Genomic DNA, 17,960 nt, shown 5'->3' with positions numbered 1-17,960 from the left:
GCGCCGCGGTGGGTATCATGCGCGGATGGAGTTCCGCCTGCTGGGAGCGCTCGAGGTTGAGGACGGCACGACCGAGATCAAGCTGGACCGGCGGCAGGAGCGGCTGCTGCTCGCCGTCTTGTTGCTGAGGGCGAATCACGTCGTACCGCGGGAGCAGTTGATCGATCTGGTGTGGCCGGACGATCCGCCCGCGGACGCGCGAGGGGCACTGCAGGTCTACATCTCCCGGCTGCGGAAGACTGGGATCACGATCGACGGTGGCCGTGACGGGTACGCCGTTCGCGTGCCGTCCGGAGCTGCCGACCTCGACCGCTTCCGGACAATGGTCGCCGAGGCACGAGCGTTGCCGGACCCCGCCGACCGAGGGAGCCTGTTGCGGGCGGCGCTGGGGCTGTGGCGCGGCGAACTGCTCCCCGATCTTGTCGATCCGCCAACTCGTGATCGGCTCTGCGCATCGGTGGAGGAGGAGCGGCGCAGCGCGTTCGACGAGCGGATCCAGGCCGACCTGGCCGCTGGACTGTTCCTGCCGTTGCTTGAGGAGCTTCCCCTTCTCGTCAAGACTGATCCGACCCGGGAGGTCGCCGTCGCGGCCTGGATGACCGCCCTGCATCGAGTCGGGCGACGACAGGACGCACTCGACGTATACGCCGATGTGACCGCGACGCTGGCCGACCAGTTCGGCCTTGAGCCGGCGCCGTCCCTGCGCCGGCTGTATTCGGCGATCCTGCGCGACGACCTGGCACTGGCAGCGGACGGCAAGGCCTCGAGCGAGACGGTGCCGAGGGAGCTGCCGGTCGACATCTCGGTGCTGGCCGGACGCGACGGCCTGGTGCACGAGGCGGTCGAGGTGCTGACCCGGCCTGATCGCGACCAAGCAGCCGTCTTCCACGTGTGGGGCGGCGCAGGCGTCGGTAAGTCGGCGGCCGGAGTTCGCATCGCGCACCGGGCGACCGCGGCGTTTCCTGATGGCCAGTTGTTCGCGCGGCTGCAGGACGTGACCGGTGAAGCGGTTTCGGCGCGGACGCTGCTGGGCCGCATGTTGCGGTCCCTGGGGCTCACCTCCGGCGAGATCCCGGAGGGCCTCCCCGAACGTCGCGACGTACTGCGTGAGCGCACGGCGGACCGTGCCATCCTGGTGGTGCTGGACGACGCACTCGACGCGGAGACCGTTGAGCTGCTGCTGCCGCAGGGGCCGCGTAGCGCAGTGATCGTCACGTCCCGTGCGCCGTTACCGGAGCTGTCGACAGCGGTGCATCGCCATGTCGTACCGCTCGAACCGGCGATAAGCCGGGATCTCCTTCTCCGTCTGATCGGTCGGCGCGTTCGCGACGAAGCGTCGATCTCGGTGCTGGTCGATCACTCTGCCGGTCTGCCGCTGGCGCTGCGGATCGTCGGTTCTCGGCTGGCGTTGTCCGGCGACGAGCTGCTGCCTGAGCTGGCCGCCTCGTTGGCAGTCGAGGATCAGCGGCTCGACTCGATGGTGGCCGGCGACCTCGCAGTACGGACAAGTCTGGACCGCACTCTGGTCCTGGTGGACACGCAGGCCCGCGACTTACTGGAACGCCTCTCGCTGGTCGGCGTGACCGAGTTCCCGGCCTGGGTGGCGGCGCCGCTGCTGGACACCGACGAGGCGGCGGGCGAGGCTGCCTTCGCGCGACTTGTCGACCTTGGGCTCGTCGAGCACGTCCGGCAGGGACGATTCAAGATGCACGCCTTGGTCCGGTCCTACGCTGCCGAGCGTCTCGAGTCCCCGGACGAGCCACTGGCGCGGTTCTTGCAGGCCGCCCTGCGGCTACTCGTGGTTGCTGATGACGCGCTCGGGCACGGCTTCACCACCGCGCAGGCGGTTCTCGCGCCCGGCGAGGTGGGACTGGAGCAGGCCGAGCGTGAGATGGCCGGCAACGAACGGGCATGGCTTGGTGAGTCCTGGCCGTTGCTGCAGGCAGCAGCCCTGACCGGGATCGCTGCCGGGCGCCTGGAGCAGGCCGTGGCGCTCGGCTTGCGACTGAACAGCTTCTACATCATCACAGATCTTCGGGAACCACGGATCGAGGTGCTCGAGGCTCTGCGCACCGTTCTCCGGGAGGCGGGAGAGCTGGAGTGGCTCGTCCGGACCGAAATCTGCCTGGTCGCCGCGCTCGGCTCGGCCGATCCGCGGAGCTGGCCGGTAGCGGAAGAGAGCTGGGAGAACGCGCAGCGCTCTGGATCGGTCGAGCTGAAGGTCCGCACCCTGATCAATCTCGCGAACTCGGTACGCCGGCAATGCGACTTCGATCGGGACAAGGAGGCCAGCGAGCTCGCGCTTCGGCTTATCGATCACCACGACGGTCCGGCGATCGTCAGGCACGTGATCCTGCGCAATCTGGGGCAGAACAGCGCCGCCCGGCGCGACTACCCGGCTGCATGCGACTGGTTCGGGCAGCTCCTGGCCGAGTGTTCCCCGGGAACCGTGCAGGAGTTCTACGGGCAGAACAGCCTCAGCGAGGTCCTGGTCAAGGAAGGGCGCTTCGACGAGGCGGAGCAGGCGTTACTGCGCAGCCGCGAGATCAGCGCACCGATGCAGAGTCCGTACTTCGAGGCACAGATCGACTGCCTGACGGCGCATTTGGAGATTCATCGCGGCAACGTGGACGAGGCGCGACGACTGCTCGACCAGGCTCACGGCCGGTTCGATCACGAGCCGGGACTCGACATCGGCATGTTCCTCGACGAGTACGAAGCCGACTTGGCGATGGCGCTCGGCGAAGTGGCCACCGGTCGCCGAATTCGCCTCAAGATGCTGGAGACGATGGAGGAGCGCGGCGATCTCCTGGGCGCCTACCAGGTGCGCTACGAGCTGGAGCACGACCCGCGCGACCCGGCGAACGCTTGAGGTTGGAACCGGTGGGCCCCCGCTGCGCAGGGGGCTGGCGGGAGCCCACCGGGTCTGTTAGGCGCGGCCGTGCGCCTGGCGGCTGCGGCGGCTGAGCGAGTCGATGGTGACGGCGATCAGCAGTACGCCGGCGGTGACGACGTACCGGACGCTGGAGTCGAGGCTGAGCAGCGCGAGGCCGTTCTGGATCGACATGATCACGAAGGCACCGAGCAGGGCGGAGTACGCCGAGCCGCGGCCACCGAAGAGGCTGGTTCCGCCGATGACGGCGGCTGCGATCGCGTTCAGGTTGGTGTCGGTACCACCGCTGCTCTGGCCGACCGCGACCAGGCGGGCGGCGGCGAGGATGCCGCCGACGGCGGCGAAGGTGGAGCAGGCGGCGAAGACCGACAGGTAGATCATCCGGACGTTGATACCGGCGCGGCGGGCGCCTTCGACGTTACCGCCGACGGCGACGACCGAGCGGCCCCAGCGGGTCCGGCGGATGGCGAAGTCGGTGGCGACGACCAGCGCCAGGAACAGCAGGAACATCGACGAGACCCCGCGGTCGCCGTTCAGGATGATCGCCGGGATCACCAGTACGGCGGCCAGCGCGGCAGCCTTGATCGCGATCATCGAGTGCGGAGCGGCCGACAGACCGGCGGCGAGCCGGGCAGCGCGGGCGCGCAGGCGGGTGAGTACGTAGGCGACCACGACGACGGCGATCAGGCCGTACGACAGGGCCGGCGACAGGAAGCTGCGCGCGGCGAAGCCGACCAGCGCCGAGTCGAACGGGAAGTTCAGCGTGCCTTCCTTGCCGAGCACCAGCAGCTGCAGGCCGAGGAAGCCGAGCAGACCCGCCAGCGTGATCACGAAGCTCGGGACACCGAACCTCGTGAAGAGCGCTCCGTAGAACAGTCCGATCACCAGGCCGAGAACGACCGAGACGATCAGGGACAGGACCAGTGACCAGCCCTGGTTGACGAACGTGACGCCGAGGACGGCCGCGGCCAGGCCGCTCACCGAACCGACGGACAGGTCGATCTCCCCGAGCAGCAGGACCAGGACGATGCCGAGGGCGATGACGCCGATCGAGGTGGTCTGCAGGGTCAGGTTGACCAGGTTGCGGCTGGACAGGAACGAGCCGTTGGCGATCTGGAAGACCGCCCAGATGATGATCAGGCCGATCACCACCGGGACCGAACCCAGGTCGCCGGAGCGCAGCCGGCTGGTGAAGGCGGAGATCGCGCCGCTGACTCCCCGGCTGGCGATCAGGCGCTCGTCCTGCAGGTCGGCGGGCAGGTTCTCCGGCGTCGTGACGCCACCGTCGCCGTTCCCGTTGCCGTTCGGTGTGGAGTCCTGCGCCCGGGCCTCGGATCCGTGCACGGTCATGATGCCGAGCCCTCCTCCCGTGTCCGGCGCGCCGCGCGCTCGGAGACGGCGTTGTCGGTCGCGCCGGTGATGGCGGCGATGATGTCCTGGCTCTTGGTCTCGCTGACCTGGAAGACGCCGTTGTTGCGGCCGAGACGCAGGACGGCGACCCGGTCGGCCACCGCCATCACGTCGGCCATGTTGTGACTGATCAGGATGACCGCGAGGCCGCGTTCGCGCAGCCGCTCGACCAGGTTCAGCACCTCGGCGGTCTGAGCGACGCCGAGTGCCGCGGTCGGCTCGTCGAGCATCACGACCTTGGGCTGGCCGAGCAGGCTGCGGGCGATCGCGACGGTCTGCCGCTGACCACCGGACAGGCTGGCCACCGGGATCCGGACCGACGGGATCTTGGCCGACAGCTGACGGAGCAGCTCCCAGGAGGAACGCTCCATCTCGACCTCGTCCAGCACGCGGCCCTTGCGCAGCTCGCGGCCGAGGTACAGGTTCGCGACGACGTCCAGGTTGTCGCACAGGGCCAGATCCTGGAAGACGGTGGCGATGCCGAGCTGCTGCGCCTCCGCCGGGCTTCCGACCCGGACCTCGCGGCCGTCGAACACCATGGTGCCGTCGTCGGCGGTGTAGACCCCGGCGATCGTCTTGACCAGCGTCGACTTGCCGGCGCCGTTGTCGCCGACCAGGGCGAGCACCTCGCCGGCCCGGACGTCGAGCTCGATGTTCTTCAGGGCCTGGACGGCGCCGAACCGTTTGGACACGCCCCGCAGCGCCAGCACCGTCGAGGTACCGGGTGGTGCGGGGGTGGGAATGACAGTCACTCGATCAGCCTCCTGAGGCTTCGTTCTGCCCATGATCCCGGCGTGGGGGCCGTCGGGGTAGGGCGACAAGGCAACAAAAACCACACATCCGGGACCGGTACCGCCCCGACCTCACTCGGGGCGGTACCGGTCGCGGGGGTCAGCTCAGGCCGGCAGCGGTGCAGGCGGCCTGGAACGACGCGGTGCAGATGTCGGTCACCTTGTAGATGCCGTCCTTGACGACGGTGTCCTTGATGTTGTCCTTGGTGACGGCGACCGGGTCGAGGATCGTCGACGGGACGCTCTTGAAGTCACCGGTCGACTCCGGCTTGCCACCGCCGGCCAGCGCGACGGCTGCCTTCGCGGCGGCCTCGGCCTGCGGCTTGACGGCCTTGTAGATGGTCATCGCCTGGTCGCCGGAGACGATCCGCTGGATGGCGGCGAGCTCGGAGTCCTGACCGGTGACCGGCGGCAGCGGGGTCACGCCGCCACCCTTGAGGGCCGCGATCGCGCCGCCCGCCGTACCGTCGTTGGCCGCGTAGACGCCGACGAGGCCGTTCTTGATGGCGCTCAGCTGGCCTTCCATCCAGGCCTGGGCCTTGTCCGGGCTCCAGTCCGGGGTGTCGAACTCGGCCGCGATCTTGTAGCCGCTGGAGTCGAGCACGCTGTGCGCGCCCTTCTTGAAGTCGGCGGCGTTCGGGTCGGTCGGCGAGCCGTTGATCATCGCCAGGTTGCCGGAGGTCTTGCCGGCCGCCTTCAGGGTGTCGACCAGGGTCTGCGCCTGCAGCTTGCCGACCGCCTCGTTCTCGAACGAGACGTAGTAGTTGGCGCCCTCGATGAACCGGTCGTAGGCGATCACCGGGACGTTCTGGCCCTTGGCCGAGGCGACGACCGCGGCGGCGGCCTTGCCGTCGACCGGGTCGAGGACGAGGACGTTCGCACCCTGGGTGAGCGCGGCCTCGGCCTGCTGCTGCTGCTTGGCCGGGTCCTGGTCGGCGTTGCTGTAGATCAGCTCGCAGTCCGCACAGGCCGCCTTCAGGGCCTCGGTGAACAGCGGCCGGTCCAGGGCTTCGTACCGGGTCGTCTTGGACTCGGGGAGCAGCAGGGCGATCTTCTTGCCGCCGCCCTTCGAACCGCTACCGGAGCCGCCGTCGTCGGAGCCACAGGCAACCAGCGAGACGGCGAGGGCCGAGACGGCGATGCCGAGGCCGACGAGACGAGGTACTGACACGGACATATGCGACTCCTTGACGTGAAGGCCCGAGTAGGCCTGACCGAAGTCAAGACCCTTCCTGGCTTTGACGTCAAGACTTGAATTCAAGAAATAGACATATCGTTGTTACACGGCCGTCTAATTCGCCAGCGACTCCGTGGCGTGACTGTGGCTGAGCAGCGAGGCGAGGTGGATCGCGCCGACCACATCGGCATCGTCACCAAGCGTAGCCGGGCGAAGCTCGACGGTAGCGGCCGCGCTCGGAATCGCGCAGCGATCCAGGGCCTCGCGGAGCGGATGCAGGACCAGATCGCCGGCCTCGGCGATCAGGCCGCCGACCACGATCACCTCGGGATTCAGCAGGTTGACGAGACCGGCGACGGCGACTCCCACCCGGCGGCCGGCGTCTTCGATCACGCGGCGGCAGCCCAGGTCGTCGGCCAGTGCGCGCTGCACGATGTCCTTGAGTCTCAGTGGTCCGTGCGAAGCGGAGAGGCTGCTGATCAGCGCTCGCGATCCGACGAACGTGTCCAGGCAGCCGCGGTTACCGCACCGGCAGATCGGGCCGTTCTCGTCGATCGTGACGTGTCCGATCTCGCCCGCCGTACCGGCTGAGCCGCGGAACACGTCGCCGTTGAGGACGATGCCGGCGCCGACGCCGTACGAGAATTTGAGGTAGCAGCCGTTCTGGACGCCTTGGAGCGCACCGCTGCGCAGCTCGCCAAGCGCTGCGAGGTTGGCCGTGTTGTCGAGGGCCACCGGTGCGCGGAGATAGCCGGTCATCGCCTCGGCGACGTTCACCCCGCGCCATCCCGGCAGTACGGCGTCGGAACCGGCCTGGTGACTGACCGAATCGACCGGCGTGGGCAGCCCGAACCCGATCGCGGCGATCTCTTCGACTCCTGAACTCACCGTCTCGGCCAGGTCGGCGAGCAGCCGCGCCACCCGCTCCATCCCGTCGTCGGCCGCGTGATCCGCCTGCAACGGCATCAGCTGCTGGGCGAGGATCTCGCGCGACGCGTCCGCGATCGCGACCCGGACATCTCGCTCCCCGAACGCCACCCCGGCCAGCAATCCGCCGCCGGACGCCAAGCTGACCAGCACGGCGCGCCGCCCGTTGCGGATGCTCCGCGACAGCCCGACCATGCCGGCTTGATCCAGCTCACGCACCATGTTCGACACGGTCGCGGCCGACAGCCCGGACGCGGCAGCGATCTCGACCTGCGTCAACGGGCCGTGCTGCCGAACCACCCCCAGAACGCGCGCACGGTTGGCTTCGCGCAGCGAAGTCTGCGAGCCAGGCGCGGAGCGGCTTGCGTTCATTACATAAACATAACGGATCGCGGCGTGGATGTATCCACACACCACCCGACAACCGCCGACATCGTCCTCCGCCTCACCTCAGCCCCCACAACCCCACCCCGAGACCCTAATGCACCCCACCGCTCCGCCCGCGCATCCCACCTTGAGCACCCATCAGTCGTCGCAAGGCCCAACTGATGGTCGACCGGTGCTCAAGGTGTGACCCCGCCACGACCTTGAGCACGGTTCAGTCATCCGCGGGGGCGGGACGTGGTTGATGGGTGCTCAAGGCGGGCCTGCGGGGGTGTCGGGCACCTTGTGCACCGATCAGTCACGGGGGTCGTGGATGTGTGGTTGGTGGGTGCTCAAGGTGGTGGGGGCGGCACTTTGGGCGCGGCTCGACCACTTTGGGGCGGTGAGCGTGGGTGGTGGGTGCTCAAGGTGTGGGTTAGGCGGTGGCGGTGGTGGGGAGGGCGGTGGGGGCTACTCGCCAGATTGGGGGGTCTCCGGGGCGGGACTGGCCGCGGTGGGCGGCGGAGCGGAGGCGAGCGATCAGGTCCGAGTGCGGTTGTACGACGTCCTCCCAGCCGAAGTGGACGAGTTCGATTCCGCGATCGCTGAGCCGCTGGTCACGGCGGTAGCTGCTGCGGATCCGGCGCCGGCGGTCCTCCGGCGTCGGGCCGTCGTACTTGAACAGGCCGTCCGCCTCGGCGACCAGCCGGAATCTCGGCCACCAGAAGTCGACGCGCTCGGGCATCCACTGGTATCCGTCGAAGAACTGCGCCTGAAGCACCGGGGGAGGGAATCCGGCGACCGCGCAGAACACCCGGCCGATCGACTCCAGCGCGGACTCCGACAAGGGATTCCCGAAGTTGATGGCGGTTCTTGCCTGCCTCGCACCCGGCCAGCGTTCCTGGCGGTCGAGAATCGTCAGTAGTTCAGTCCTGGTGGCGCCGGACCGCAGTACGTCGTCGACGGTCACGACGGCTTCGCGCAGCGGCAGCTCCCTGGCGAGGTCCACCGCGGTCCTCGCCGCCGAGGTTGTCAGCAGCCACTCGTGGAGTGCCAGATCGCCGGCGGCCAGCCCAGCACGTCGTACGACGATGTCCGGACGCAACTGATTGCGCCCCGCGGTGGGAGGGCGAGTCAGCCAGGTCGCGTCGTACGGCGGGGCCGGCCGGCGTGTTCGGTCGACCCAGGTACTGAGTCCGGCCAAGTGCGCAGCGCTGAAATGGCTAACGACAGAGCCCGGATAGGCGGCTTGCGCACAAGCGATGACTGCTTGATCGCGGACGACACTTCCGTCGAGGTAGTGCCCGTGATGGTGCTGAAGCACACCGCGCCGGACACACCTTCGGATGTCGGCGTCGCTCAACCCGAGGGCGATCAGAATCGCCCGCCGCCGCGGCCGCCGTACCAGCTCGAGGGGAACCATCGCAGCACCATCGCCCACGCAGCACGCCGACCGCCACCCGCATTCCCTGACCTGTGGATAACCACCTTGGGCACCGTTCGGCCGGATTTCGGTCAGTTCAGTGGGCGAGGGGTGCTCAAGGTGTGGCTAGGGCGAGGGTCAGCAAAGTCAGGGGGAGGGCTAGTTCGATGGCTGTGCCGAGGACGTCGCCGGTGGTGCCGCCTAGGGCGGTGCGGGCTCGGCGGGTGGTGGCCAGGGCGGTGAGGACGGCAACGAGTACGGCGAGCGCGGTTGCTGGCGTCAGCCCGGTCGTGAGCGAGGTCAGGGCGGTGACTCCGGCTGTGAGCCACGCTAGGGCGGTGGCGGCGGCCAGTACGGCGGTTGTGGTGAGGAAGGCGGTGAGGGGGGAGACGGTGGCGGCTACCACGGCGCCTAGGCCGTCGGGGCGGGCGGAGGGGATCGTGGTGCGGCAGGTCCACGGGAGGGTGAGGCGGCTGGCGGTGGTGGCGATCAGGATGGCTTGCCAGCCGTGGCCGTGCTGGATGCAGGTGGTGAGGGCGGCGACGTCGACGAGGAGGACGGCGACGATGCTGATGACGCCGAAGGGGCCGATGTCGCTCTGCTTCATGATGCGGAGCATGGTTTCGCGGTCGCGGCGGCTGCCGAGGGCGTCGGCGAAGTCGGCGAGGCCGTCGAGGTGCAGGGCGCCGGACAGACCGGCCACGACCAGTACGCCGAGTACGGCGGCGAGCAGGGCGGCGTCCGGGCGCAGCAGTTGCACGAGGGCGACCACGGCGGCCGCGATTCCGCCGAGGACTGCGCCCACCAGCGGGGCCAGGATCATGGCTCGCCGTCCCACCACCCGATCGACGCGGGAAGGCGTCCCCGCCGGGAGGACGCTGAGCAGCCCGAAGGCGAGGCGGACAGCATCCAGCCGCGAGGGGCAGGCCGCCGGCTGCCCGTTGGCGTCGATCATGTCAGCGGGAGCGTTCGGCCGGCGATCGTGTAGAAGGCCTGGTCGGAGGCCAATGAGATCGTGGTGTTGAGGCGGCCCATCAGGTCGCGGAAGAGCCGGGTGCCGGGATCGGCCGGGACCACGCCGGAGCCGATGTCGTTGCTGACGGCAACCACGCGACGCGAGGTCGCGGACCACGCGGCCGCGAGCGCAGCGATCCGGTCCTCAACCAGCGTTGCTCGCCGAAGGTCCGACCAGACCTCAACAGCGTCCATGGTGCGGGAGAGCCAGAGCGTCAGGCAGTCGATGAGCAACGGCGGTCCGGGCGACTCGAGGAGCGGGACGAGGTCGATCGTCTCGACCAGCCCCCACGACGCCGGTCGCCGGGCCTGGTGTTTCGCGACCCGCTCCGCCCATTCGGAGCTGCCCGAGTCGTCTCCGCCAGTGGCGACGTACAGGACATCCGGTACGTCGGCCAGCAGCCGCTCGGCCGCGACGGACTTGCCGGAGCGGGCGCCGCCGAGGATGAGAGTGCGGTCAGGCATGCGGACTCCTTGGCTCGAACAGGACCGGGGTGTCGAACGCCGCCTTGCGAGCCGTACGGCGGAACGCGTTCAGCACCGGCCGTCCGAGCACAAGCACCAGTACGGCGCACAGAATGCCCCGAGGGATGTCCCAACCGAGCGACGTCGCCACGACGAACAGCAGGTACCGGTGCAGGTTGTCGACCAGCGCATCACCGGGGATGAACGAGAAGTCACTCCCGAAGGTCGCGTACGGCCAGAACCACAGGTTCATCACCACGCCGTACAAGACACCAGCAACGAGCGAGTACGCCGCCAGCAGCAGCAGCTCGAGTCGCCCACCCAGCCGGGGGAGCAGGCCGGCCAGACAGCCCACCCACGCACACGCGAACATCTGGAACGGCATCCACGGCCCAACGCCACCACTGATCAGCGCACCGCCCAGCAGCGACACCGATCCCAGCACAAACCCGAAGCCGGCGCCGAACGCCCGCCCGGCGAGCACCAGCAGGAAGAACCCGGGCTCCAGACCAGCCGTCCCCGGCCCCAGCGCTCGCAACGCAGCCCCGACCGCCGCCAGCATCCCCAGCAGCGAGATCACCTTCGCGTCGATGCCGGACTCCGACAGCTCAGCCAGTACGACGGCCACCAGCAACGGAAGCAGCAGAACAAACAGCCACGGCGCATCGGTGGTGTGACCGATCGCAGACTGCCCTGCCTGGTCGGTCTGCCAGAACAGCGGCCATGCGAACGCCACCACCCCGATCAGCGACGCCAGCAGCAGAGTGCCCGCGCTGCGCGGCCGGAACCGGATCAGGTTCACGACGCGCGTCCCAAAGCCGTTGCGACCTCTCCAACGGTCAGAAACGGCAAGGGTGCCAGAATCTTCGCCACCTGCGGCGCAAAGGCAGGGGAGTCGGCCACGACCGTCGCAGTCTCGCCCTCACTCACCAGCTCACCATCAGCGAGCACCATCACCCGCGTGGCGACCTCGGCCACCATCTCGACGTCATGAGTGGACAGCACGACCGCATGCCCAGCTGCAGCCAGCTCACGCAGGATCTCCACCAGCCGCCGCTTGGCGCCGTAGTCCAGACCCCGAGTGGGCTCGTCAAGCAGCAACAGCGGCGGCGCACCGCACAGTACGACGGCCAGCGCCAAGCACAGCCGTTGTCCCTCGGACAGGTCCCGCGGATGCAGTTGGTCGTCCACATCTGGCGCCAGCCGCTCCAGCACCGCCCGGCAAGTCCCAGCAGGCACGCGGAAGTCGGAGTCCGCGCTGGCGCACTCCTCCGCGACTGTTGCCGCGTACAACAGATCAGCCGGCTCCTGCGGCACCAGTCCGACCGCCTTGACCAGCTTCGCCGGCCGAGTACGGCGTGGGTCCGCTCCAGCGGCAGCCACCGTGCCAGAGCGCGGCGGGACGATGCCGACCAGCGTGTTGAGCAGGGTGGACTTGCCAGCGCCGTTCCGGCCCATCAGTGCGACGATCTCACCAGCGCGGATGCTGACCGACACACCACGTAGGGCGGTCACAGCGCCATAGCCCACGATCAGATCGCTGCACCGCGCCAGCTCAGCACCAGTCTCAGTGGCTCGCCGCAGCGGCTGCACATCAGCCAGCTGCGTCCGCAACGCCACCGCGGCACGCCGCGCGTCCCGCACCGACAGGGGCAGGGGAGACCAGCCAGCCAGTCGACCAAGCTCCACCACCGGCGGTGCGACGGGTGCCGTCACCATCTGGTCAGCCGGCAGCCCAGTCGACACCGGCCCGATGCCACCCGGTACCTCGATCACGCGATCGGCGTACTGGACCACGCGCTCCAACCGGTGCTCAGCCATCACCACAGTGACACCCAGGTCGTGCACCAGCCGCTGCAACGCGGCCAGCACCTCCTCGGCCGCTTGTGGGTCGAGTGCGGAGGTCGGCTCGTCCAGCACGAGCACAGCGGGGTGTGAGGTCAGTGCCGCGCCAATGGCGGTTCGTTGCCGTTGGCCACCAGACAGTGAGGTCAGTGCGCGATCCCGTACGTCGGCCAGCCCCAGCAGGTCCAGTGTCTCCTCGACGCGGCGCCGCATCACGTCCGGCGCCGTACCGAGGGACTCCATGCTGTACGCGAGCTCGTCCTCGACGGTGTCGGTGACGAACCCGGTCATCGGGTCCTGCCCGACAAACCCGACCACATCGGCCAGATCACGCGGCCGGTACTCCCGAGTGTCTCGCCCGTTCACCAGCACCCGCCCCGCCAGCGTGCCGCCGGTGAAGTGCGGTACCAGTCCGTTGATCGCCCGCAGCAACGTCGACTTGCCGGAACCGGTCCGCCCGATCACCAGCGCCAACTCACCCTCGGGCACAGTGAAGCTCACATCCCGTACGGCGGGCGCCGCAGCGCCGTCGTACGTGACGGTGACGCGGTCAAACTCGATCACGCGGCAGCCCCCTGCCTAACAGGCGGTGCAGCCAGTGCCGGTGCCAGTCCGATCAGTACGCCGACCACCGGCAGCACCGGGATCGGAGGTACGACGAGTGGTCCCGCCAACAGCAGCCCGTGCACCCCACGCACCGCAGCGACCACCATGGAGGCTCCGGCGACCGCACCGGCCGCAGTCACCAGCCACTCGGGCAACGCCCACGGATCAGGCCGGTACCGCGTCCGTGTCACTCGCTGCCGACCGATGCCCAGCGCACCGACCGCCAGCAACAGCCCAACCGCCAACGCGCCCAGAGCGAACGGAAACGCCAGTGAATCCGTCAGGAGCGCGTAGACGCCGAGCAGAATGCCCAGCGGCCCCAGAAGCACACACAGCCCAGTGATCCGCCGTTGCCGCCGCGGGACCTGCGCAGTGCGCCCGTAGCCGCGGGAGTCCATCGCCGCGGCCAGTTCGACAGAGCGATCCAGTGCACCCTCCAGCACCGGCATCGCCGTAGTGCGGAAGGAGCCGCGAGTCCGGCCGCGGAGCCGCCGGGCCGCCCGGATCCGGCGCGCGTCGGTCACCAGCTGCGGTGCGAACGTCAGAGCGACCACACAGGCCACACCCATCTCGTAGAGGGCCCCCGGCAACGACTTCAGCAGTCGGCGCGGGCTGGCCAGCGCATTGGCCGCACCGATACAGCACAGCATCACCGCGAGCTGGCCACCGTCGTACAGGGCAGTGATGACGGCCTCCAAAGTCACCTGCCCACCCAGCTTCACCCCGGTAGCCCAGTCCGGCAAGGGGATCTGCGGCAGCGTGAACAGCACGGTGTTGCCCTGTGACCGGGTCGACAGCAGCGCCTGCAGGACGATCCGGATCCCGATCACCATCAGGCCGAGTTTGAGGAACGCCGTGAAGCTGTGCGCCCACGGTGCATCGGTACGGCGTGCGGCCACCACGAACCCGGTCACCGCGAGGATCAGCACCAGCAGCACCGGATTACGGGTCCGGCTCGCCGCGACCGCCATCCCGAGTGCCCAAAGCCACCAGGCCCCCGGATGCAGCGCCCGGGGGAGTGTCAGGCGGTGGACGGCACGCACTACGCTCTCGAGCGGCGGCGTACGAGCAGCACGCCACCCGCGATCAGACCAGCGATGATCACCACGACCACGACGTACGGCGTCCAGTTGGTGTCTTCCTCGACCTTGGTCGGGCCCTGGTAGTCGCCCGAGACCTGAGGCTTCGGCGCCGACGAGCCGACCGGGTCCTTGATCACCAGGAGCTTCGACGGGTCGCCGCCGTCCGGGAGCTTGATGTCCTTGACCGCGCCACCGCAGCCCGTGGCCGGGTAGCCGTTGATCCCGCAGGTCAGGCCCTTCTCGACCCGGGTCGGGCCGATCGCCGCCAGCACCTGCGCGCCGGTCGACTCCGGTTGCGTCACCACACACGTCCCGTAGGGCTCGGCGGGCTGGGCGCCGGCCGGCCCGTCGTCGGGCGTTCCCTGGTCGACCACGATCGCGACCCGCTTCTTGCCGGTCTCGGCCGGGACGTCACCGCAGATCGCCTCGAAGTCACCCTTGGCGCGCGGCGGCCGCGGCTTGACGCCGCCAACGGCGTACCGCCAGCCCTCCACCGAACCATCCGCCGGTACGACGGCGTCCGGGCCCTTCTGCGCGAAGGTCCACTGAGACGAAGACCATTGGTAGTAGCCCCAGAACCGGAACCCGTCCTCGGCATGTGCCTGAGTGGTGGCGGTCCCCGCGAGCAGGAGACCGGCCACCAGGCTGAGAAGCAGTCGCTTAATCACGCAGGCAGCGTAACGCCTGGCAACCCTTACTCCTGCGCCTCCAGGCTCATCGGGCCGTACACCTCACGTCCGTCCTCGAGCAGGAACACCTGCCCGACACCCTTCTCGACGAGCTCGCGCCAGATCTCGCCCAGCCAGCTCTCGGCGTCACCCTGGGCGGAGAACTCGGTCCCGCCGACCTCGCTCGGGTCGACGACGGCGCCGGTCGCGGTCTCGAACCGCCACACCCAGCTCATGAGCCCGGCCGGGTCTGCGGGGAGTTCTGCGCGGTCTTGGCCGGGTCGCGCTCGACGATCCCGCCGAGGACCTCGTCGATCCGCTTCAGCAGGCTCTCCTCGAGCTTCACCCCGGAGGCCTTGACGTTCTCGACGACCTGCTCGGGCCGGGAGGCCCCGACGATCGCGGACGAGACGTTGGGGTTCTGCAGCACCCAGGCGACGGCCAGCTGGCCGAGCGAGAGTCCGGCCTCGTCGGCGATCGGCTTCAGCTCCTGGACGCGGGTCAGGACGTCGTCGTTCAGGAACCGCTTGATCATGTTCGCGCCGTTGGCGTCGGTGGCCCGCGAACCCTCCGGCGGCTGCTGGCCCGGCAGGTACTTGCCGGTGAGCACGCCCTGCGCGATCGGCGAGAAGACGATCTGGCCGATCCCGAGCTCCTCCGAGGCCGGGATCACCTCGGCCTCGATGGTGCGCCAGAGCATGCTGTACTGCGGCTGGTTCGAGACGAACGGGATGCGCAGCTCGCGGGCCAGCCGGTGGCCTTCCTGCAGCTGCTCCGCGGTCCACTCGGAGACGCCGATGTAGAGCGCCTTGCCCTGCCGGACCACGTCGGCGAAGGCCTCCATGGTCTCCTCGAGCGGCGTCTCGGTGTCGAACCGGTGGGCCTGGTAGAGGTCGACGTAGTCGGTCTGCAGCCGCTTCAGCGACGCGTTCACCGACTCGTGGATGTGCTTGCGGGACAGACCGACGTCGTTCGGTCCACCCGGTCCGGTCGGCCAGTAGACCTTGGTGAAGATCTCCAGCGACTCACGCCGCTCACCTGCGAGCGCCTCGCCGAGGACCACCTCGGCCTTGGTGTTCGCGTAGGTGTCGGCCGTGTCGAACGTGGTGATGCCGGCGTCCAGCGCCGCCCGCACACACGCCTTGGCCTGATCGTTCTCCACCTGGGAACCGTGTGTGAGCCAGTTCCCGTACGAGATCTCGCTGACCTTCAAACCACTGTTGCCGAGATAGCGGAAGTCCATACCGAGACCCTACGTCAACGCGGAGAGATCAGGCGGGCTTCTCGCCGCGCTTGACCATCGGCTTCGGCAGCCGCCAGCGGCGCATCTGCATCGTCCGCCGGACCGCGTAGAACCCGAGACCCTTGACCGGCTCGTTCGGGAACTTCACCCCGACCGCCTTCTTCAGTCCCGCCGAGAGCAGGAACCAGTCGCCGGCGATGACGAGGACCATCACCAGGAAGAAGATGTTCACCAGCCCGGCCAGCCAGAGGAACTGCCGCGAGAACACGACGCCGATCAGCGAGACCACGAGCAGGATCGGCAGTGCGAACTCCATCACCGAGTAGCGCGCGTCCACGTAGTCGCGGGCGAACCGGCGGACCGGGCCCTTGTCCGCGGCCGGCAGGTAGCGGTCGTCGCCGGTCTGCATCGCCGACTGCATCTTGGCGCGCTCGGTGCGCATCTTCTCCCGGCGCAGCGCCGACGCCTCCTTGCGGTTGCGTGGCTTCTTGTACGCCGCCTTCCGGGCCGCCTCGGCCTCTTTGCGCGACGGGGTCGGGCGTCCCTTGCCGCCCGGCTTGGCCTGGGGCTCAGCGGGTACGGTGGCTGTAGTTGTATCGGACTTGGTACGACGGAACACGGGGTCTGAACCTCATTCGGCAGGACTGTCGCGACTCGGGGTGGTCCCCGGACCTGGATACCACTTTATCGGGGCCTGTCCTGATGGTGTGGTGACCCGTAGGGACATAGGGTGGTTGACACGCACGCCGGGTCGACGCTCCGGCACAGAAGGGGTACGGATATCGATGAGCATCTTCAAGCGGATGTCGACGATCTTCAAGGCCAAGGCGAACACCGCCCTGGACAAGGCCGAGGATCCTCGCGAAACCCTTGACTACTCGTACCAGAAGCAGCTCGAGCTGCTCCAGAAGGTACGCCGGGGAGTGGCCGACGTCGCCACCAGCCGGAAGCGGGTGGAGCTGCAGGCCTCGCAGCTGCAGGCGCAGTCGGCCAAGCTGCAGGACCAGGCGCAGAAGGCGCTCTCGATGGGCCGTGAGGACCTGGCCCGCGAGGCCCTGACCCGCAAGTCCGGGCTGCAGGGACAGATCGACGACCTGACCACCCAGCACGCCCAGCTGCAGGGTGAGGAGGAGAAGCTCACGCTCGCCTCCCAGCGGCTGCAGGCCAAGGTCGAGTCGTTCCGGACCCGCAAGGAGACGATCAAGGCCACCTACACCGCGGCCGAGGCGCAGACCCGGATCAACGAGGCCTTCTCCGGCATCTCCGAGGAGATGAGCGACGTCGGTCTGGCCGTGCAGCGGGCCGAGGACAAGACCCAGCAGATGCAGGCCCGGGCCGGTGCGATCGACGAGCTGCTGGCCTCCGGCGCGCTCGACGACGCCAGCGGCACGCAGAAGGACAGCATCACCCTCGAGCTGGAGCGGATGTCGTCCACCTCCGGTGTCGAGGACGAGCTGGCCGCGATGAAGGCCCAGCTCTCCGGGGGCAGCGCCCCCAAGCAGCTCTCCGGTGACAACACCCCCGGTGCAGCACAGCCGGCACAGCAGCCGGTGGCAGAGCCGGCACGACCACAGGACGGGGACGTTCGATGATCGTTCGCATCATGGGTGAGGGCCAGTGGCAGCTCGCCGACGACAAGCTCGACCAGCTGAACGCGGTCGACACCGACCTCGAGAAGGCCGTCGCGGCCGGTGACGAGGACGGTTTCCGGACCGCGTTCGGCGCGCTGCTGGACTTCGTCCGCTCCGGCGAGAAGGTGCCGGACGGCGACCTGCACGACTCCGACGCGATCCTGCCGCCGAGCGACAGCTCGCTGGCCGAGATGCGCGAGCTGATCAGCGGCGACGGCCTGATCGCGGGCTGACGAAGCACCCCCGCCGGACCCAGCGTCGGCAAGGCTCCCGGGCGACCGAGTTTTCGGTCCCCGGGAGTCTTCTTTTCCGAGGTTGATTGCGCACGGGTAAACACTCGCGGTCAATACTGTTCGGAGTCGCCGCGACGTAGTACTGTCTGGCTCACGCCGTTGTGGGGGCGGCGTTGGACGACTGTCCGT

General features: G+C 68.9%; 17 protein-coding genes. 3 read left to right on the top strand and 14 right to left on the bottom strand.

The annotated features are described in order from the left end of the window. Positions 1–25 precede the first annotated feature (25 nt). Positions 26–2,872 (top strand): BTAD domain-containing putative transcriptional regulator, encoded by a 2,847-nt coding sequence (locus ABZS29_RS23765; protein WP_355464621.1) that lies wholly within the window; start codon positions 26–28, stop codon positions 2,870–2,872. A gap of 57 nt (positions 2,873–2,929) precedes the next feature. On the opposite strand, the gene ABZS29_RS23760 is transcribed toward ABZS29_RS23765, so the two are convergent. From ABZS29_RS23760 to ABZS29_RS23695, 14 genes are all read right to left on the bottom strand, one after another. Continuing rightward, positions 2,930–4,243, bottom strand: a complete 1,314-nt coding sequence (locus ABZS29_RS23760; RefSeq protein WP_355464619.1) for a sugar ABC transporter permease — start codon at positions 4,241–4,243, stop codon at positions 2,930–2,932. Further along, entirely contained in the window at positions 4,240–5,055 is an 816-nt protein-coding gene (locus ABZS29_RS23755; RefSeq protein WP_355464617.1) for an ATP-binding cassette domain-containing protein, read from the bottom strand. The genes ABZS29_RS23760 and ABZS29_RS23755 overlap by 4 nt, the downstream gene beginning before the upstream one ends. Positions 5,056–5,194: 139 nt before the next feature. Further along, positions 5,195–6,271 carry a substrate-binding domain-containing protein gene (locus ABZS29_RS23750; RefSeq protein WP_355464616.1) on the bottom strand — a complete coding sequence of 359 codons (1,077 nt, stop codon included), beginning with the start codon at positions 6,269–6,271 and terminating at the stop codon, positions 5,195–5,197. A gap of 114 nt (positions 6,272–6,385) precedes the next feature. Then, the gene (locus ABZS29_RS23745; RefSeq protein WP_355464614.1) at positions 6,386–7,570 is read right to left on the bottom strand and encodes an ROK family transcriptional regulator; all 1,185 of its coding nucleotides are present in this window, start codon (positions 7,568–7,570) and stop codon (positions 6,386–6,388) included. 427 nt (positions 7,571–7,997) lie between these two features. Beyond that, positions 7,998–8,984 (bottom strand): hypothetical protein, encoded by a 987-nt coding sequence (locus tag ABZS29_RS23740; protein ID WP_355464612.1) that lies wholly within the window; start codon positions 8,982–8,984, stop codon positions 7,998–8,000. A 115-nt stretch (positions 8,985–9,099) separates the two neighbouring features. Continuing rightward, positions 9,100–9,939 carry an adenosylcobinamide-GDP ribazoletransferase gene (locus ABZS29_RS23735; RefSeq protein WP_355464610.1) on the bottom strand — a complete coding sequence of 280 codons (840 nt, stop codon included), beginning with the start codon at positions 9,937–9,939 and terminating at the stop codon, positions 9,100–9,102. Next, positions 9,936–10,463 carry a bifunctional adenosylcobinamide kinase/adenosylcobinamide-phosphate guanylyltransferase gene (locus ABZS29_RS23730; RefSeq protein ID WP_355464608.1) on the bottom strand — a complete coding sequence of 176 codons (528 nt, stop codon included), beginning with the start codon at positions 10,461–10,463 and terminating at the stop codon, positions 9,936–9,938. The genes ABZS29_RS23735 and ABZS29_RS23730 overlap by 4 nt, the downstream gene beginning before the upstream one ends. Next, on the bottom strand, positions 10,456–11,265 hold the full coding sequence (locus ABZS29_RS23725; RefSeq protein ID WP_355464607.1) for an ECF transporter S component: 810 nt from the start codon (positions 11,263–11,265) through the stop codon (positions 10,456–10,458). Before ABZS29_RS23725 ends, ABZS29_RS23730 begins: the two co-directional genes overlap by 8 nt. Continuing rightward, positions 11,262–12,872: an ATP-binding cassette domain-containing protein gene (locus tag ABZS29_RS23720; RefSeq protein ID WP_355464605.1), complete on the bottom strand. Its 1,611-nt coding sequence runs from the start codon at positions 12,870–12,872 to the stop codon at positions 11,262–11,264. Before ABZS29_RS23720 ends, ABZS29_RS23725 begins: the two co-directional genes overlap by 4 nt. Next, entirely contained in the window at positions 12,869–13,957 is a 1,089-nt protein-coding gene (locus ABZS29_RS23715) for an energy-coupling factor transporter transmembrane component T (protein ID WP_355464603.1), read from the bottom strand. Before ABZS29_RS23715 ends, ABZS29_RS23720 begins: the two co-directional genes overlap by 4 nt. Next, a complete protein-coding gene (locus ABZS29_RS23710; RefSeq protein ID WP_355464601.1) occupies positions 13,957–14,664 on the bottom strand; it encodes an SCO2322 family protein in 708 nt (235 codons plus the stop codon). The genes ABZS29_RS23715 and ABZS29_RS23710 overlap by 1 nt, the downstream gene beginning before the upstream one ends. A 26-nt stretch (positions 14,665–14,690) precedes the next feature. Then, positions 14,691–14,900, bottom strand: a complete 210-nt coding sequence (locus tag ABZS29_RS23705; protein ID WP_355464599.1) for a hypothetical protein — start codon at positions 14,898–14,900, stop codon at positions 14,691–14,693. Next, complete coding sequence (locus ABZS29_RS23700) at positions 14,897–15,907, bottom strand: aldo/keto reductase family protein (RefSeq protein ID WP_355464598.1); 1,011 nt, start codon at positions 15,905–15,907, stop codon at positions 14,897–14,899. Before ABZS29_RS23700 ends, ABZS29_RS23705 begins: the two co-directional genes overlap by 4 nt. A gap of 28 nt (positions 15,908–15,935) precedes the next feature. Then, on the bottom strand, positions 15,936–16,526 hold the full coding sequence (locus tag ABZS29_RS23695) for a DUF3043 domain-containing protein (RefSeq protein WP_355464596.1): 591 nt from the start codon (positions 16,524–16,526) through the stop codon (positions 15,936–15,938). 166 nt (positions 16,527–16,692) lie between these two features. Here ABZS29_RS23695 and ABZS29_RS23690 point away from each other — a divergent pair, with 166 nt between their 5' ends. Further along, positions 16,693–17,499, top strand: coding sequence for a PspA/IM30 family protein (locus ABZS29_RS23690; RefSeq protein ID WP_355464594.1), 807 nt, complete (start codon positions 16,693–16,695; stop codon positions 17,497–17,499). Continuing rightward, on the top strand, positions 17,496–17,771 hold the full coding sequence (locus ABZS29_RS23685) for a hypothetical protein (RefSeq protein WP_355464592.1): 276 nt from the start codon (positions 17,496–17,498) through the stop codon (positions 17,769–17,771). Before ABZS29_RS23690 ends, ABZS29_RS23685 begins: the two co-directional genes overlap by 4 nt. Positions 17,772–17,960 lie beyond the last annotated feature (189 nt).

It is taken from the genome of Kribbella sp. NPDC005582, from assembly GCF_040605415.1.
Taxonomy (GTDB): Bacteria; Actinomycetota; Actinomycetes; order Propionibacteriales; family Kribbellaceae; genus Kribbella.
This window is presented reverse-complemented; position numbering and strand designations above follow the sequence as displayed.

What these genes read in the sequence shown, in the direction of transcription:
- ABZS29_RS23700 (WP_355464598.1), bottom strand. Translation starts at nt 15,907, where the DNA reads ATGGACTTCCGCTATCTCGGCAACAGTGGTTTGAAGGTCAGCGAGATC.
- ABZS29_RS23705 (WP_355464599.1), bottom strand. Translation starts at nt 14,900, where the DNA reads ATGAGCTGGGTGTGGCGGTTCGAGACCGCGACCGGCGCCGTCGTCGAC.
- ABZS29_RS23765 (WP_355464621.1), top strand. Translation starts at nt 26, where the DNA reads ATGGAGTTCCGCCTGCTGGGAGCGCTCGAGGTTGAGGACGGCACGACC.
- ABZS29_RS23740 (WP_355464612.1), bottom strand. Translation starts at nt 8,984, where the DNA reads ATGGTTCCCCTCGAGCTGGTACGGCGGCCGCGGCGGCGGGCGATTCTG.
- ABZS29_RS23750 (WP_355464616.1), bottom strand. Translation starts at nt 6,271, where the DNA reads ATGTCCGTGTCAGTACCTCGTCTCGTCGGCCTCGGCATCGCCGTCTCG.
- ABZS29_RS23730 (WP_355464608.1), bottom strand. Translation starts at nt 10,463, where the DNA reads ATGCCTGACCGCACTCTCATCCTCGGCGGCGCCCGCTCCGGCAAGTCC.
- ABZS29_RS23735 (WP_355464610.1), bottom strand. Translation starts at nt 9,939, where the DNA reads ATGATCGACGCCAACGGGCAGCCGGCGGCCTGCCCCTCGCGGCTGGAT.
- ABZS29_RS23685 (WP_355464592.1), top strand. Translation starts at nt 17,496, where the DNA reads ATGATCGTTCGCATCATGGGTGAGGGCCAGTGGCAGCTCGCCGACGAC.
- ABZS29_RS23690 (WP_355464594.1), top strand. Translation starts at nt 16,693, where the DNA reads ATGAGCATCTTCAAGCGGATGTCGACGATCTTCAAGGCCAAGGCGAAC.
- ABZS29_RS23760 (WP_355464619.1), bottom strand. Translation starts at nt 4,243, where the DNA reads ATGACCGTGCACGGATCCGAGGCCCGGGCGCAGGACTCCACACCGAAC.
- ABZS29_RS23745 (WP_355464614.1), bottom strand. Translation starts at nt 7,570, where the DNA reads ATGAACGCAAGCCGCTCCGCGCCTGGCTCGCAGACTTCGCTGCGCGAA.